Raw genomic sequence first — 14,752 nt, 5'->3', positions numbered from 1 at the left:
CCGTTCCGGGGGACGAGCGTGTCGTACCGGGCGATGCCGGCGCAGTGATAGGCACGGAAGGCTAGAGCAGCGTGCTGAAGCTCGTCTCGCGCCGCTCGAAGGCCAGACGCACGGGCGCGAAGGAGCGCCGGTGGATCGGGGTCGGCCCCAGGCGGGCCAGGGCCTCGAGGTGCACAGGGGTGGGATAGCCCTTGTGCGCACCGATACCGTAGCCCGGGTACAACCCTTCGAACACGCTCATTTCGCGGTCGCGGGTGACCTTGGCAAGGATCGAGGCGGCAGCGATGGCCGGCACCTTGGCGTCGCCCTGGACCACCGGCGCGGCGGGCACCGTCAGTACCGGGCAGCGGTTGCCGTCGATCAGCGCCAGTTTCGGCGTGATGTGCAGGCCCTCGACCGCGCGCTTCATGGCCAGCAAGGTAGCGTGCAGAATGTTGAGCCGGTCGATTTCCTCGACCTCGGCCCGGGCGATGCAGAAGCTCAGGGCTTTTTCGCAGATCTCATCGAACAGCGCCTGGCGCTTGGCATGTGTGAGCTTCTTCGAATCGTTCAGGCCGAGGATCGGCCGCAACGGATCGAGGATCACCGCCGCAGTGACCACATCGCCGCACAGCGGCCCGCGGCCCACTTCATCGACACCGGCCACGAGGTCTTCGACCAGGCTGAAATCCAGGCCCATCTGCATCAACGTGTCTCCAGCAAAGCCAGTACCGCGTCGGCGGCCTGGTTCGAGGCGTCGCGACGCAGGGTACGGTGGATCTGGTCGAAAAACTCGGTCTGGGCCGAACCGTCCTGAACCAAGGGTGCCAAGGTCGCGGCGAGCGCTTCGCTGGTCGCCGCGTCTTGCAGCAGCTCGGGCACCAACAGGCGCTGGGCCAGCAGGTTGGGCAGCGAAACGTAGGGGCTCTTGACCATGCGTTTGAGAATCCAGTAAGTCAGCGGCGCCAGGCGGTAGGCCACTACCATAGGCCGCTTGTACAGCAAGGCTTCGAGAGTGGCGGTGCCCGAGGCGATCAGCACCGCATCGCAGGCGGCCAGGGCCTGATGCGACTGGCCGTCGAGCAGGGTCAACGGCAGGTCGCGACCTTCGAGCATCTGCTCGATCTGCGCGCGGCGAGTGGCGTTGGCGCAGGGCAGCACGAAACGCACACCAGGCAGTCGCTCGCACAGACGCTCGGCGGTTTCGAGGAACAATGCGCCCAAACGCCCCACTTCGCCGCCGCGACTGCCGGGCATCAGCGCCACCACAGGCCCAAGGCCGAGGCCCAGCGCCAGTCGTGCGGCGTCGCGATCGGCCTGCAAGGGGATGGTATCGGCCAGCGGATGGCCAACGAAGCGCACCGGCACGCCCTGCTCTTCGTAGAAACGCGCCTCGAACGGCAGCAGGGTCAGCATCAGGTCGCAGCCCTGGCGAATCTTCAACACCCGCTTCTGCCGCCAGGCCCAGACCGACGGGCTGACGTAATGCACGGTCTTGATCCCGGCCTGACGCAGCTTGAGTTCGATGTTGAGGGTGAAGTCCGGCGCGTCGATGCCGATGAAGACATCGGGCCGTTCGCCAAGCAGCGTGTCGATCAAATCCTTGCGCCGCTTGAGCAGCTCACGCAGGCGGCCGAGCACTTCGACCAGGCCCATGACCGCCAGGCGCTCCATGGGGAAGTAGGACTGCATGCCCTCGGCTTCCATCAAGGGGCCGCCGACGCCGATGAAGCGCACATCCGGGTGGCGGGCCTTGAGGGCGCGCATCAGGCCGGAACCTAGAATGTCACCGCTGGCCTCGCCGGCCACCAGTGCGATGCAGAGCCGCGCCATATCAGCGAGTGATGCCGCGCGCTGAATTCACGATCGACTGGCGGAACAGCTCGACTTCAGGATGCTTGCCAGCCAGCTCGGCCAGCTCGGCCACCGCATTGTCGACGGTCAGGCCCTGGCGATAGACGGTCTTGTACGCGCGGCGCAGCGAGTGGATCACCTCGTCGCTGAAACCGCGGCGGCGCATGCCTTCGAAGTTCATGCTGCGCGCTTCGGCAGGGCTGCCGAACACGGTGACGAACGCTGGGACGTCCTTGCCGATCGCCGTGCCCATGCCGGAAAACGCGTGGGCGCCGATATGGCAATACTGGTGCACCAGGGTGAAGCCCGACAGGATGGCCCAGTCGCCCACGTGCACATGGCCAGCTAGCGCCGTGTTGTTGACCAGGATGCAGTGGCTGCCGATCACGCTGTCGTGGCCGATGTGGGCATAGGCCATGATCAGGTTGTGGTCGCCTACGGTGGTTTCCGCGCGGTCCTGAATGGTGCCGCGGTGAATGGTCACGCCTTCGCGAATGACGTTGTGGTCGCCGATCACCAAGCGCGTGGGTTCGCCCCGGTACTTGAGGTCGGGGGTGTCTTCACCGATGGAGGAGAACTGGTAGATCCGGTTGTGCTTGCCGATGCGGGTCGGGCCTTTGAGCACCACATGCGGACCGATGACGGTCCCCTCCCCGACTTCGACATCGGGGCCGACGATCGACCACGGGCCTACCTCGACGCCATCGGCCAACTTGGCCGACGGATCGATGATGGCCCGTGGATCAATCGAATTCATAGGGAGCGTTCCGCGCAGGTGATTTCCGCCGAGCAGACGGTCTTGCCGTCGACCAGCGCGCGGCAGTTGAACTTCCAGATCATGCTCTTGCGGCTGTGGAAGGTGGCTTCCAGGACCAACTGGTCGCCTGGCAGCACAGGCTGACGGAAACGCAGCTTGTCGGAGCCGACGAAGTAGTACAGTGTGCCGTCGGCCGGCTTGGCGTCGAGCATCTTGAATCCGAGAATCCCGGCGGCTTGGGCCATGGCCTCGATGATCAGCACGCCCGGCATGATCGGATGCGCCGGGAAATGGCCATTGAAGAACGGCTCGTTGATGCTGACATTCTTGTAGGCACGAATGCTCTGGGCCTCATAGTCCAGCTCCGTGACCCGGTCCACCAACAGGAACGGGTAACGGTGAGGCAGGTATTCGCGAATCTCGTTGATGTCCATCATTTCGGGGGGAAGCCTGTAATAAGAATAGGGAGCGTGGGCGCTGGCCACACGCTCCTTTTGCCATCCAAAGAGGAGCCAGCTAGCGACGAATCACGCTTGCCAGGAAATTGCCGTCAGCCATCTGATGCCGGCTGACTCTCCGAGGTCACGGTATCGACACGTTTTTCCAGCTGCTGCAAGCGCTTGGCCATGTCGTCGAGCTGGCGGATCCGCGCAGCGCTCTTGCGCCAATCGGCCAGGGGTTGCATTGCCGTACCTGAAGAATAACCGCCCGGTTCGGTGATCGAACGGGTCACCATGGTCATGCCGGAGACGAACACGTTGTCACACACATCGATGTGCCCCACCATGCCCACACCCCCCGCGATGGTGCAGTGCTTGCCGATGCGCGTACTGCCCGAGATGCCTACGCAGGCCGCCATGGCCGTGTGCGCACCGATGTGCACGTTGTGGGCGATCTGGATCTGGTTGTCGAGCTTGGCGCCATCGTCGATGCGCGTATCGGACAACGCGCCACGGTCCACGGCCGTGTTCACGCCGATCTCCACGTCGTCACCCAAGGTCACGCCGCCAATCTGAGCGATCTTGCGCCACACGCCCTTCTCGTTGGCGAAGCCGAAGCCTTCACCGCCGATCACCGCGCCCGATTGGATGACCACACGCTTGCCGATGGTGACGTCGTGGTAGAGCGTCACCCGCGGTGCCAGCCAACCACCCTCGCCGATCGTGCACCGCGCACCGATGAAACAATGCGCGCCGATGCTCACGCCCGCTTCGATACGCGCGCCACTTTCGATGACGGCGAACGCACCGACGCTGGCGCTGGGATCGACCTGCGCATCGTCGGCCACCACGGCGCTGGGATGGATACCCGCCACAGCCTTGGGTTTGGGGTCGAAGAAGTGCGAGATACGGGCATAGGCCAGGTACGGATCAGCCACGACGAGTGCATTGCCGGAGAAGGTTTCGGCATCCGCAGCCTTGAGCAGCACCGCGCCGGCCTGGGTCGTTTCCAGGTACTTGCGGTACTGCGGGTTGGCCAGGAAGCTCAACTGTTGCGGGCCTGCCTCCTGCAAGGTGGCAAGCCCGGTGATCGGCAGCGCCGCGGAGCCCTTCACGGTGGCTCCGAGCGCTTCGGCCAGCTGGCCGAGCGTGAGGGTCTGGGTCATATCAACGCGCTTGGTTCATGCGCTCGATGACTTGGCGGGTGATGTCGTACTGCGGTTTGACATCGATGACCGCGCCGCGCTCCAGCACCAGATCGAAACCACCCTTCTTGATGACTTCTTCCACGGCGCCATCGAGCTTGGGCTTGAGCTTCTTGAGCATCTCGCGGTCGGTGGTGGCTTTGGCTTCGTTCAGCTCTTTGGATTGGAACTGGAAGTCGCGGGCTTTTTGCTTGAACTCGAGCTCCAGACGTTCGCGCTCAGGCTGGGCCATCTTGTCGCCGCCCTTGATCAGACGGTCCTGGATGCTCTTGGCGCTGGTTTCCAGGCTCTTCAGCTTGTTGAGTTGCGGGCCGAACTTCTTCTCGGCGTCAACGGCATAGCTTTTGGCAGCGTCGGATTCGAGCAACGCCATCTGATAGTTCAGAACGGCCACTTTCATGTCGGCGAAAGCGGGGGTGGCGACCAGCGCCGCGGCCACGAAGGCCAGTTGGGTCAACTTACGCACGATGCACTCCTGAATAAACCGTTGTCGTTGAGCAGGGGCCGACCTTAGAAGGTCTGGCCCAGAGAGAATTGGAACACTTGGGTGTCGGCATCGTCGGGCTTCTTGATCGGCATCGCCAGGCTGAAGCTCAGCGGGCCCAATGCGGTGACCCAGGTCACGCCCAAGCCGACGGAGCTGGCCATGTCGGAGAAGCCGAGCTTGGCGCATTCGACTTTCCCGCGTTCAGCTGTGGCGGGTTTGTCACTGCAGTTGCTGTCGAATACGTTACCCACGTCCCAGAAGACCGAGGTACGCAGCGAGCGCTGGTCCTTGACGAACGGCAGTGGGAACAGCAGTTCTACGCCGCCTTGCACCAGGATATTGCCGCCGAATGGAAGCGGATCTTGGTCCGGGTCTTTGATAGTACCGGGCTTTGTACCGGAACTCGGCGTACTACGCGGCCCCAGTGTGCTGTCCTTGAAACCACGCACAGAGTTGAAACCACCGGCGTAGTAGTTTTCATAGAACGGCAGGCCCGAAGTACCGCCGAAGCCGTCACCGTAGCCCAGTTCGGTGTGCAGGCGCAGGGTGTAGTCAGGCGTCAGCGGCTTGAACAGCTGGCCACGGTAGTCGATCTTGTAGAACGACAGGTCGCTGCCAGGAAGCGTGGTTTCCAGGGTCAGGCTTTGCGAGTGACCACGGGTGGCCAGCACGCCCTTGTTGAGGGTCGACTCGGACCAGCCCACCGATCCCTTGAAGTTGAGGAAGTCTTCACCCTCTTTGTCGAGGAAGTCGAAGATCTCGTCGACGGTATAGCGACCGGTCTTGATCTCGTCCTTCTGCACGGTCAGGCCGTAGGTCAGACGCGAGGTTTCGCTGATCGGGTAACCCAGGCTGACACCGGCGCCCAGGCTGTCGACCGCATAGCTCGCCACGTCGACGTCGAGGTCGTCGTAGTCGGTGCTGCGGTAGAACGCGTTGTAGCCCAGGCTCACGCCATCGGGCGTGAAGTAGGGGTCGACGAAGCCGAAGTTGTAGCGGGTCTGGTATTCCGAGCGGGTCAGACCGACCGAGACCTTGTTACCGGTACCGAGGAAGTTGGTCTGGCTGATGGCGCCGCCCAGGATCAGGCCGGCGCTCTGGGCGAAGCCGACGCTGGCGGTGATCGAACCGGACGCTTGCTCTTCGACCGCGTAGTTGACGTCGACCTGGTCGTCGGTGCCCGGCACTGGCGGGGTTTCGACGTTGACGTCCTTGAAGAAGCCCAGACGCTCGAGACGGGTCTTGGACTGGTCGATCAGGTAGGTCGAAGCCCAGCCGCCTTCCATCTGGCGCATTTCACGGCGCAGCACTTCGTCTTCGGTCTTGGTGTTGCCGCGGTAGTTGATGCGGTTGACGTAGGCACGCTTGCCCGGATCGACGACGAACATGATGTCGACGGTGTGGTCTTCGTTGTGCGCCTGTGGCACGCCGTTGACGTTGGCGAAGGTATAGCCTTCGTTGCCCAGACGGCGGGTGATCAGCTCGGAGGTGCTGGTCATGACCTTGCGCGAGAACACCTGGCCTGGTTGGACCAGCAGCAGCGACTTGACCTGGTCTTCAGGCACTTTCAAATCGCCGGACAGTTTCACGTCGCGAACGGTGTACTTCTCGCCTTCGTTGATGTTGACGGTGATGTACACGTGTTTCTTGTCGGGCGTGATGGACACCTGGGTGGAGGCGATGTCCATGTTGATGTAGCCGCGATCCAGGTAGTAGGAGCGCAGACGTTCCAGGTCGCCGGACAGTTTTTCGCGGGCGTACTTGTCGTCGTTCTTGAAGAACGACAGCCAGTTGGACGTCTTGAGCTCGAACAGGCTGCTCAGCTCGTCGTCGTCGAACACGGTGTTGCCCACCACGTTGATGTGCTGGATGGCCGCGACCGTGCCTTCGTTGATCTTGATCTTCAGGCCGACGCGGTTGCGCGGCTCGGGCACCACTTCGGCGTCCACCTCGGCCGAATAGCGGCCCTGGGCGACATACTGGCGTTGCAGCTCGTTACGCACGCCTTCGAGGGTCGCGCGTTGGAAGATTTCGCCTTCGGCCAGGCCCGACTGCTTGAGGCCCTTCATCAGGTCTTCGGTGCTGATGGCCTTGTTGCCTTCGATCTCGATGCTCGATACCGACGGACGCTCGACCACGTTGATGATCAGGACGTTGCCGTCGCGATCGAGCTGAATGTCCTGGAAGAAGCCCGTTTTGAACAGCGAACGGGTGGAATCCACCAGACGCCGGTCGTCAGCCTGATCACCGACATTGAGCGGCAGTGCGCCGAACACGCTGCCGGCGGATACCCGCTGCAGGCCGTTGACACGGATATCGGAGATAGTGAAGGACTCGGCGTGAACTTCAGTGATCATCAGTGCAGTGAGCACCGTGGTTAGCAGCAGACGTTTCATGAAGTCCTTTATTCCAACTGGCAATAAACGACCCGCCGCGATGAGGCGGCAGGTCTGCAATTGAGCTTGATCGTTAAAGTCGACTCAGATCGTTGACCAGGGCGAGCAACATGACGCCGATGACCAAACTGATACCGATCTGAATCCCCCAACCTTGCACCCGATCCGGCAGCGGGCGACCACGCACCCATTCGATCAGGTAGAACAGCAAATGCCCCCCATCCAGTACCGGAATGGGCAGCAGGTTCAGAACCCCTAGGCTTATGCTCAGGTAGGCCAGGAAGTTCAAAAAATCTCCCAAGCCCGACTGGGCTGAAGCGCCCGCCACTTTAGCAATGGTTATCGGTCCGCTCAAGTTTTTTACCGAGAGCTCCCCGAACAACATTTTCTTCAAGGATTCGAGGGTCAGGACGCTCATGTTCCAGGTACGCGACAAGCCCTCGGCCAAGCCTTCGAGCGGCCCGTAACGGACCTCGCGCAGCATGTGGGCTGGCCATTCACCGCCTTTCACGCCCGCCCCCAGGTAGCCCCCGGCGGCGGCACCTTCGCCGCGCTTGGCCAGGGCCACCGGCAGGTCCACGAGCGCACCGTCGCGTTCGATGCGCACCTGGACCTGGGTATCGGCACGGCTGCGCACGGCATCCACCACCTGCTGCCAGTCGCTCAAGGCGACGCCGTCGAGCGCCACCAGGCGATCGCCGGTCTTCAACCCTGCAGCGGCGGCCGGGCCTTTCGGGTCGAGTTGGGCGAGCACGGGCACCACGCTCGGCCGCCACGGACGCAGGCCCAGCGACTGGATCGGGTCTGGCTCTTCGGCGCCCTTGAGCCACCGATCGAGCTTGACCTCGCGCGGCTGTTCGACGCTCGCGCCCTCCTCGCGCACACCCAGGCGCAGCGTTCCGCTTTCGCCCAGCCGTCGTACCAGTTGCAGGTTGACCGCCGACCAACCATCGGTCGGTTTGCCATCGATGGAGACGATTTCCTCGCCTGCCTTCAAGCCGGCCTGCGCTGCCAGGCTACCGGACTCGACGGCGCCGATCACCGGACGTACCTGCTGGCTGCCGAGCATGGCCACGCCCCAGAAGAACGCGATCGCCAACAGGAAGTTGGCGATCGGCCCGGCGGCGACGATGGCGATGCGCTGCAGCACCGGCTTGCGATTGAACGACTGCGCCTCCAGGCCGACCGGGACGTCGCCCTCACGCTCATCGAGCATTTTCACGTAACCGCCCAACGGAATCGCCGCCACCACGAACTCGGTGCCGTGGCGATCATGCCAGCGCACCAGAGGCGTGCCGAAGCCTACGGAGAACCGCAGCACCTTGACCCCGCAACGACGCGCCACCCAGAAATGGCCGAACTCGTGGAAGGTGACCAGCACGCCCAAGGCCACCAAGGTGCCGACAATCATGTAAAGCGCAGACATAGGCTTCTCCGCAAGAGGTTCAGCGCGAAACGATGGAGTTAACGACCATGGCGCGTCAGCCATTCCTGCGCCAGTGCGCGGGCCCGCTCATCGACGGCGAACACGGCATCGAGCGACGTCAGCGCGACCACAGGCTCTTGCTGCAGCACGCGTTCGATCAGGCTGGCGATTTCCGGGAAGCGGATACGGCCGACCAGGAAGGCATCCACTGCCACTTCATTGGCCGCATTGAGCACCGCAGGCGCGCTCCGGCCGGCCTCGGCCGCTTCGCGGGCGATGCGCAGACAAGGGAAGCGCTGTTCGTCGGGGGCCTGGAAGTCCAACCGGGCGATGGCGAACAGGTCCAGCGGCGCCACCCCCGAATCGATACGTTGCGGCCAGGCCAAGGCATTGGCGATGGGCGTACGCATGTCCGGGTTGCCCAGTTGGGCCAGCACCGAACCGTCCACATAGTCCACCAACGAGTGGATGACGCTTTGTGGGTGCACCACCACTTCGACCTTGGCCGGCGCCGCGTCGAACAGCCAGCAGGCCTCGATCAGCTCCAGCCCTTTGTTCATCATGCTGGCCGAATCGACCGAAATCTTGCGCCCCATCGACCAGTTGGGGTGGGCGCAAGCCTGTGCCGGCGTGACCTCGGCGAGCTGCGCCAAGGGCGTTTCGCGGAACGGCCCGCCCGAGGCGGTCAGCAGAATCCGCCGTACCCCCACCGCTTGCAAGCCACGCGCATAGTCGCCCGGCAGGCACTGGAAGATCGCATTGTGCTCGCTGTCGATCGGCAGCAGAACGGCACCGCTACGACGCACCGCGTCCATGAACAGAGCGCCGGACATGACCAGCGCCTCCTTGTTGGCCAGCAGCACTTTCTTGCCGGCTTCGACGGCCGCAAGCGTCGGCTTGAGCCCGGCGGCGCCGACGATGGCGGCCATCACCGCATCCACTTCGGCCGCGCTGGCGATATGGGCAAGCCCTTGTTCGCCTTCGAGCACTTCGGTAACGCAGCCCGCAGCCCGCAGACCTGCGCGCAGCGTCGCGGCCGCCTCGGCGCCCGGCACCGCAGCGTAGGCAGGACGATGGCGCAGACACAAAGCGAGCAGCTCGTCGATGCGGGTATGGCCACTGAGGCCGAATACCTGATACTGCTCGGGGTGGCGGGCGATGACGTCCAGGGTGCTCAGGCCGATGGAGCCGGTGGCACCCAACACGCTGATCCGTTGCGCACGACTCACATCACACCCCATTCGGCGGCCCACAACAGCACGGCGAACATCGGTACCGCTGCGGTGAGGCTGTCGATGCGGTCGAGTACGCCGCCATGGCCCGGCAACAGGTTGCTGCTGTCCTTGATGCCTTCGCGGCGCTTGAACATGCTTTCGGTCAGATCGCCGATCACCGAGGCCATCACCACCACGGCGGCGCCCAGCAGGCCGAGCAGCAGGCTGCCCAGGCTCCAATCGCGGTACAGCGCCACGCCCAGGGTGATCAACAAACTCACCGCGAGACCGCCATACACCCCTTCCCAGCTCTTGCCAGGGCTGACCTGAGGCGCCAGCTTGCACTTGCCGAAAGCCCTGCCCGAGAAGTACGCACCGATGTCCGCGGACCAGACCAACAGCATCACCATCAGGATCAAGCCATTACCTTGCGGCCAGTGCTTGAGCAACAGCAAACCCTGCCAGGCCGGCAGCAGGACCAACAGGCCGATCAGCAAACGGCAGGCGGCACTGGACCACAGCTCGCTGCTGCGCGGATAGGTCAGCACCAGCCAGGTGGCCAGCCCCCACCAGATGACCGAGGCGCCCAGTACCCAGGGCGCGAGCTCCTGCATGAGGTAGAGCAGCATCAGCGCCCCAGCGACCACCGCTGCATAGGCCAGGCGCAACGGTTGCGCCACCAGGCCCGCCAGACGCGCCCATTCCCAGGCGCCTACCGTGACCACCAGGCCGATGAACAGCGCGAACGCCGAGCCCTGCAACAGGAAAAAGCCGCACAAGGCGACTGGCAGCATGATCAATGCAGTAATGATGCGTTGTTTGAGCATTAGGCGCGGGCTCCAGCTTCGACCTGCTCGCTGGTCTTCCCGAAGCGGCGCTGGCGCGAAGCGAAATCGGCCAGCGCGCTGCGCATGGCCTCGTGTTTGAAGTCCGGCCAGAACAGGTCGGAGAAATACAGCTCGGCGTAGGCCAACTGCCACAACAGGAAATTGCTGATGCGATGCTCGCCACCGGTGCGGATGCACAGGTCGGGCAGCGGTTGATCGCCGGTAGCCAGGCAGGTCTGCAACAGGCCGGGTGTGATGTCCTCGGGCTGCAGATGACCAGCCTGCACTTCGCGCGCCAGGCGTTGGGCAGCCTGGGCGATGTCCCACTGGCCGCCGTAGTTCGCGGCGACCTGCAGGATGAAGCGATTGTTGCCCGCGGTCAGCGCTTCGGCCTCGCGCATGGCTGCCTGCAGCTCGGGATGAAAACGGGAGCGATCACCGATGATGCGCAGGCAGATCTGATTTTCGTTGAGCCGCCGCGCCTCACGGCGCAGGGCCGAGAAGAACAGCTCCATCAAGGCACCGACCTCGTCTGCCGGCCTTTGCCAGTTTTCACTGGAAAAGGCGAACAGGGTCAGCACTTCGACCTTGGCTTCGGCACACACTTCGATCACCGCACGCACCGCATCGACGCCGGCCTTGTGCCCGGCGACGCCAGGCAACAGGCGTTTCTTCGCCCAGCGGTTGTTGCCGTCCATGATGATCGCGACATGACGCGGCACCGGACCCGGTGCCGCCAGCTTGGTCTTTTCCATGAAAGAGCCTCGGCCTTAGACGGCCATCAGGTCCTTTTCCTTGGCTTCCAGGGTCTTGTCCACTTCACCGACGAACTTGTCGGTCAGCTTCTGCAGCTCGTCAGCGGCGCGGCGCTCTTCGTCCTCGCTGATCGCCTTGTCCTTGGACAGCTTCTTCAGGTCGGCCAGGGCATCGCGACGCACGTTGCGCACGGCGACCTTGGCGTCTTCGGCGACGCCGCGTGCCTGCTTGGTGTAACCCTTTCGGGTCTCTTCGGTGAGCGCTGGCATCGGCACACGGATGGTGGTGCCGGCGCTGCTCGGGTTCAGGCCCAGGTCGGAGGTCAGGATGGCCTTCTCGATGGCGGCGCTGAGGTTCTTGTCGTGGGCGACGATCTTCAGCGTGCGGGCGTCCTCGACGGAGATCGCGGCCACTTGGTTGAGCGGCATTTCGCTGCCCCAGGCCGTGACCTTGACGGTGTCCAGGATGCTTGGGTGGGCGCGGCCGGTACGGATGGCCGCCAGGTTGCGACCCAGCGCCTCGAGGGACTTGCTCATGCGGTCCTGAGCGTCTTTCTTGATATCGTTGATCATGCTTGGCTTTCCTCGATCAAGGTGCCTTCGGCGCCACCCACCACTATGTTGAGCAGGGAGCCGGGCTTGTTCATGTTGAAAACGCGCAATGGCATCTTGTGGTCGCGGCACAGGCAGATGGCGGTCAGGTCCATGACACCGAGCTTGCGATCCAGCACTTCGTCGTACGTGAGGTAATCGAACTTCTCGGCGTGCGGGTCCTTGAACGGATCGGCGGTGTAGACGCCGTCGACCTTGGTCGCCTTCAGCACCACATCTGCATCGACTTCGATGCCACGCAGGCAGGCTGCGGAATCGGTGGTGAAGAACGGGTTGCCGGTACCGGCGGAGAAAATTACCACATCCCCGGATTGGAGGTGACGAATTGCTTTTCGGCGATCGTAATGATCGGTGACACCGGTCATGGAAATGGCCGACATGACCAGTGCGGTGATGTTCGAACGCTCCAGGGCGTCGCGCATGGCCAGGGCGTTCATGACCGTGGCGAGCATGCCCATGTGGTCACCGGTGACGCGGTCCATGCCGGCCGCGCTCAGGGCCGCACCACGGAACAGGTTGCCACCGCCGATCACCAGACCGACCTGCACACCGATGCCGACCAGCTGGCCCACTTCCAGGGCCATGCGATCGAGCACCTTGGGGTCGATGCCGAAGTCTTCGGAGCCCATCAGGGCTTCGCCGCTAAGTTTGAGCAAAATGCGTTTATAGCGAGGTTGGCGACCACTCACCTGCTGAGCCATTGCGTGTCTCTCCTGCGGCGTTTTCTAGAATTCATGCGGCCGTTGCCGGCCTGCTTACTGTAGCGCGGCGCCGTTTGGGCGCCAGCGGAGCGGGGCCTGATAAACCCCTGCCCGCTTTGACAAAGAGGCTGCGCGCGTGAGCGGGCAGCCTCTTGGGGGCGACAGACGAGTCCGTCTTACTGCTTGGCGGCAGCCAGTTGTGCGGCAACTTCTTCGGCGAAGTTGTCGACTGGCTTCTCGATGCCTTCGCCGACCTTGAAGTAGGTGAAGGAAACGATTTCAGCACCGGCTTTCTTGGCCAGCTCGCCGACCTTGACTTCCGGGTTCATGACGAACGCCTGCTCTTTGAGCGAAGCTTCGGCCTTGAACTTGGTGATACGGCCGTTGATCATGTTTTCGACGATGTTTTCCGGCTTGCCGGCGATCTTGTCAGCGTTTAGCTGCAGGAAGACCGCTTTTTCGCGCTCGATGGCTTCGGCGGAGATTTCCGACGAATCCAGGAACTCAGGGTTGGAAGCCGCGACGTGCATGGCGATTTCTTTGGCCAGCTGTACGTCGCCACCCTTCAGAACCACTGCAACACCGATTTTGTTGCCGTGCAGGTAGGCACCTACGACGTCGCCTTCAACACGTACCAGGCGACGGATGTTGACGTTCTCACCGACTTTGGCGACCAGCGCTTCACGGGCAGCTTCGCGAGCAGCGATCAGCGGCGCGGCGTCGGTCAGCTTCTCGTTGAACGCTTGTTCAACGCTTTCAGCGACGAAAGTCTTGAAGTCGTCTTGCAGCGCCAGGAAGTCGGTCTGCGAGTTCACTTCCAGCAGGACGGCGGACTTGTCGTCGGCCTTGATGGCGATGGCGCCTTCAGCGGCGACGTTGCCAGCTTTCTTGGCGGCCTTGATGGCGCCGGAAGCACGCATGTCATCAATGGCTTTTTCGATGTCGCCGTCAGCCTTTTCCAGGGCCTTCTTGCAATCCATCATGCCTTCGCCGGTACGCTCGCGCAGTTCTTTGACCAACGCTGCAGTAATTGCTGCCATTTCAAAATCCTCTTGGAAAGTTTTTCAACCATTCCACCCGCTCGTCACGGGCGTTCAATTCTGCTGATCCGCTGTCGGGTTCAGCACACCCATGATGGGAGCCTGTTGCCGACAGCAGGATTTCAAGGTGGCAAAAAGGGGGCAAAGCCCCCTTTTCGCGTGCCAAGTCAGACGCTAGGCGTCACTTACTCGGCAGCAGGTGCAGCCGCTTCTTCAACATAGACTTCGGTGCCGCCGGCAACGTTGTTGCGACCGCGGATGACGGCGTCAGCCATCGAAGTCATGTACAGCTCGATGGCGCGGATGGCGTCATCGTTACCTGGGATGATGTAGTCAACACCTTCAGGGCTGCTGTTGGTATCGACGATGCCGATAACTGGGATGCCCAGTTTGTTGGCTTCGGTGATCGCGATGCGCTCGTGATCGACGTCGATGACGAACAGTGCGTCAGGCAGGCCGCCCATGTCCTTGATACCACCCAGGCTGCGGTCCAGCTTTTCCAGATCGCGCGAACGCATCAGCGCTTCTTTCTTGGTCAGCTTGGTGAAGGTACCGTCTTCGGCCTGAGTTTCCAGGTCGCGCAGGCGCTTGATCGAGGCACGGATGGTCTTGTAGTTGGTGAGCATGCCGCCCAACCAACGGTGATCAACGTAAGGCGAACCGCAACGAGCAGCTTGCTCGGCAACCAGTTTGCCGGCCGAACGCTTGGTGCCGACGAACATGATCTTGTTCTTGCCCTGGGACAGACGCTCTACGAACGCCAGAGCGTCGTTGAACATCGGCAGGGTTTTTTCCAGGTTGATGATGTGGATCTTGTTGCGCGCGCCGAAAATGTACTTGCCCATTTTCGGGTTCCAGTAACGGGTCTGGTGGCCGAAGTGCACACCGGCCTTCAGCATATCGCGCATGTTGACTTGGGACATGATAGTTCCTTGGTAAGTCGGGTTGGGCCTCCACGCATCCCAATGACCAACCCGCGAATCCAGTGGATCCGGGGCACCCAGGCCATCGTGTCGACACGTGTGTGGGTTTGAGCTTTCAGGGGTCCCCGAAAGCGGC

At 62.7% G+C, this 14,752-nt stretch carries 15 protein-coding genes; all 15 read right to left on the bottom strand.

Annotated features, from left to right (window positions below):
* Window positions 1-61 precede the first annotated feature (61 nt).
* Window positions 62-685: a ribonuclease HII gene (rnhB, locus tag ACSMEV_RS08850; protein ID WP_459208070.1), complete on the bottom strand. Its 624-nt coding sequence runs from the start codon at window positions 683-685 to the stop codon at window positions 62-64.
* Entirely contained in the window at window positions 685-1,812 is a 1,128-nt protein-coding gene (gene lpxB / locus ACSMEV_RS08845; RefSeq protein WP_459208069.1) for a lipid-A-disaccharide synthase, read from the bottom strand. Before lpxB ends, rnhB begins: the two co-directional genes overlap by 1 nt.
* Window position 1,813: 1 nt before the next feature.
* Window positions 1,814-2,590, bottom strand: coding sequence for an acyl-ACP--UDP-N-acetylglucosamine O-acyltransferase (gene lpxA, locus ACSMEV_RS08840; RefSeq protein ID WP_296264918.1), 777 nt, complete (start codon window positions 2,588-2,590; stop codon window positions 1,814-1,816).
* Window positions 2,587-3,027, bottom strand: a complete 441-nt coding sequence (gene fabZ / locus ACSMEV_RS08835; RefSeq protein ID WP_296264916.1) for a 3-hydroxyacyl-ACP dehydratase FabZ — start codon at window positions 3,025-3,027, stop codon at window positions 2,587-2,589. The genes lpxA and fabZ overlap by 4 nt, the downstream gene beginning before the upstream one ends.
* 113 nt (window positions 3,028-3,140) lie before the next feature.
* Complete coding sequence (gene lpxD, locus ACSMEV_RS08830) at window positions 3,141-4,196, bottom strand: UDP-3-O-(3-hydroxymyristoyl)glucosamine N-acyltransferase (RefSeq protein ID WP_459208068.1); 1,056 nt, start codon at window positions 4,194-4,196, stop codon at window positions 3,141-3,143.
* A 1-nt stretch (window position 4,197) separates the two neighbouring features.
* Window positions 4,198-4,701: an OmpH/Skp family outer membrane protein gene (locus tag ACSMEV_RS08825; RefSeq protein WP_296264912.1), complete on the bottom strand. Its 504-nt coding sequence runs from the start codon at window positions 4,699-4,701 to the stop codon at window positions 4,198-4,200.
* A gap of 44 nt (window positions 4,702-4,745) precedes the next feature.
* Window positions 4,746-7,118 carry an outer membrane protein assembly factor BamA gene (gene bamA / locus ACSMEV_RS08820; protein WP_459208067.1) on the bottom strand — a complete coding sequence of 791 codons (2,373 nt, stop codon included), beginning with the start codon at window positions 7,116-7,118 and terminating at the stop codon, window positions 4,746-4,748.
* A 73-nt stretch (window positions 7,119-7,191) separates the two neighbouring features.
* Complete coding sequence (gene rseP, locus ACSMEV_RS08815) at window positions 7,192-8,544, bottom strand: RIP metalloprotease RseP (protein WP_459208066.1); 1,353 nt, start codon at window positions 8,542-8,544, stop codon at window positions 7,192-7,194.
* A gap of 38 nt (window positions 8,545-8,582) precedes the next feature.
* Window positions 8,583-9,773, bottom strand: a complete 1,191-nt coding sequence (gene ispC, locus ACSMEV_RS08810) for a 1-deoxy-D-xylulose-5-phosphate reductoisomerase (RefSeq protein WP_459208065.1) — start codon at window positions 9,771-9,773, stop codon at window positions 8,583-8,585.
* A complete protein-coding gene (locus ACSMEV_RS08805; protein WP_459208064.1) occupies window positions 9,770-10,585 on the bottom strand; it encodes a phosphatidate cytidylyltransferase in 816 nt (271 codons plus the stop codon). Before ACSMEV_RS08805 ends, ispC begins: the two co-directional genes overlap by 4 nt.
* Window positions 10,585-11,340: a polyprenyl diphosphate synthase gene (gene uppS / locus ACSMEV_RS08800; RefSeq protein ID WP_313741389.1), complete on the bottom strand. Its 756-nt coding sequence runs from the start codon at window positions 11,338-11,340 to the stop codon at window positions 10,585-10,587. The genes ACSMEV_RS08805 and uppS overlap by 1 nt, the downstream gene beginning before the upstream one ends.
* Window positions 11,341-11,355: 15 nt before the next feature.
* Window positions 11,356-11,913 (bottom strand): ribosome recycling factor, encoded by a 558-nt coding sequence (gene frr, locus ACSMEV_RS08795; RefSeq protein ID WP_413046458.1) that lies wholly within the window; start codon window positions 11,911-11,913, stop codon window positions 11,356-11,358.
* Window positions 11,910-12,653 (bottom strand): UMP kinase, encoded by a 744-nt coding sequence (pyrH, locus tag ACSMEV_RS08790; RefSeq protein ID WP_296264896.1) that lies wholly within the window; start codon window positions 12,651-12,653, stop codon window positions 11,910-11,912. The genes frr and pyrH overlap by 4 nt, the downstream gene beginning before the upstream one ends.
* A 176-nt stretch (window positions 12,654-12,829) precedes the next feature.
* Window positions 12,830-13,693 (bottom strand): translation elongation factor Ts, encoded by an 864-nt coding sequence (tsf, locus tag ACSMEV_RS08785; RefSeq protein ID WP_296264894.1) that lies wholly within the window; start codon window positions 13,691-13,693, stop codon window positions 12,830-12,832.
* 185 nt (window positions 13,694-13,878) lie between these two features.
* The gene (rpsB, locus tag ACSMEV_RS08780) at window positions 13,879-14,616 is read right to left on the bottom strand and encodes a 30S ribosomal protein S2 (RefSeq protein ID WP_296264893.1); all 738 of its coding nucleotides are present in this window, start codon (window positions 14,614-14,616) and stop codon (window positions 13,879-13,881) included.
* Window positions 14,617-14,752 lie beyond the last annotated feature (136 nt).

The sequence above is a fragment of the Pseudomonas sp. MLB6B genome (assembly GCF_054508135.1).
This window is presented reverse-complemented; position numbering and strand designations above follow the sequence as displayed.

Coding starts and splice junctions, on each gene's coding strand:
- rnhB (WP_459208070.1), bottom strand. CDS start 685: ATGCAGATGGGCCTGGATTTCAGCCTGGTCGAAGACCTCGTGGCCGGT.
- fabZ (WP_296264916.1), bottom strand. CDS start 3,027: ATGATGGACATCAACGAGATTCGCGAATACCTGCCTCACCGTTACCCG.
- lpxD (WP_459208068.1), bottom strand. CDS start 4,196: ATGACCCAGACCCTCACGCTCGGCCAGCTGGCCGAAGCGCTCGGAGCC.
- lpxB (WP_459208069.1), bottom strand. CDS start 1,812: ATGGCGCGGCTCTGCATCGCACTGGTGGCCGGCGAGGCCAGCGGTGAC.
- rpsB (WP_296264893.1), bottom strand. CDS start 14,616: ATGTCCCAAGTCAACATGCGCGATATGCTGAAGGCCGGTGTGCACTTC.
- frr (WP_413046458.1), bottom strand. CDS start 11,913: ATGATCAACGATATCAAGAAAGACGCTCAGGACCGCATGAGCAAGTCC.
- lpxA (WP_296264918.1), bottom strand. CDS start 2,590: ATGAATTCGATTGATCCACGGGCCATCATCGATCCGTCGGCCAAGTTG.
- bamA (WP_459208067.1), bottom strand. CDS start 7,118: ATGAAACGTCTGCTGCTAACCACGGTGCTCACTGCACTGATGATCACT.
- ACSMEV_RS08805 (WP_459208064.1), bottom strand. CDS start 10,585: ATGCTCAAACAACGCATCATTACTGCATTGATCATGCTGCCAGTCGCC.
- rseP (WP_459208066.1), bottom strand. CDS start 8,544: ATGTCTGCGCTTTACATGATTGTCGGCACCTTGGTGGCCTTGGGCGTG.
- tsf (WP_296264894.1), bottom strand. CDS start 13,693: ATGGCAGCAATTACTGCAGCGTTGGTCAAAGAACTGCGCGAGCGTACC.
- pyrH (WP_296264896.1), bottom strand. CDS start 12,653: ATGGCTCAGCAGGTGAGTGGTCGCCAACCTCGCTATAAACGCATTTTG.
- uppS (WP_313741389.1), bottom strand. CDS start 11,340: ATGGAAAAGACCAAGCTGGCGGCACCGGGTCCGGTGCCGCGTCATGTC.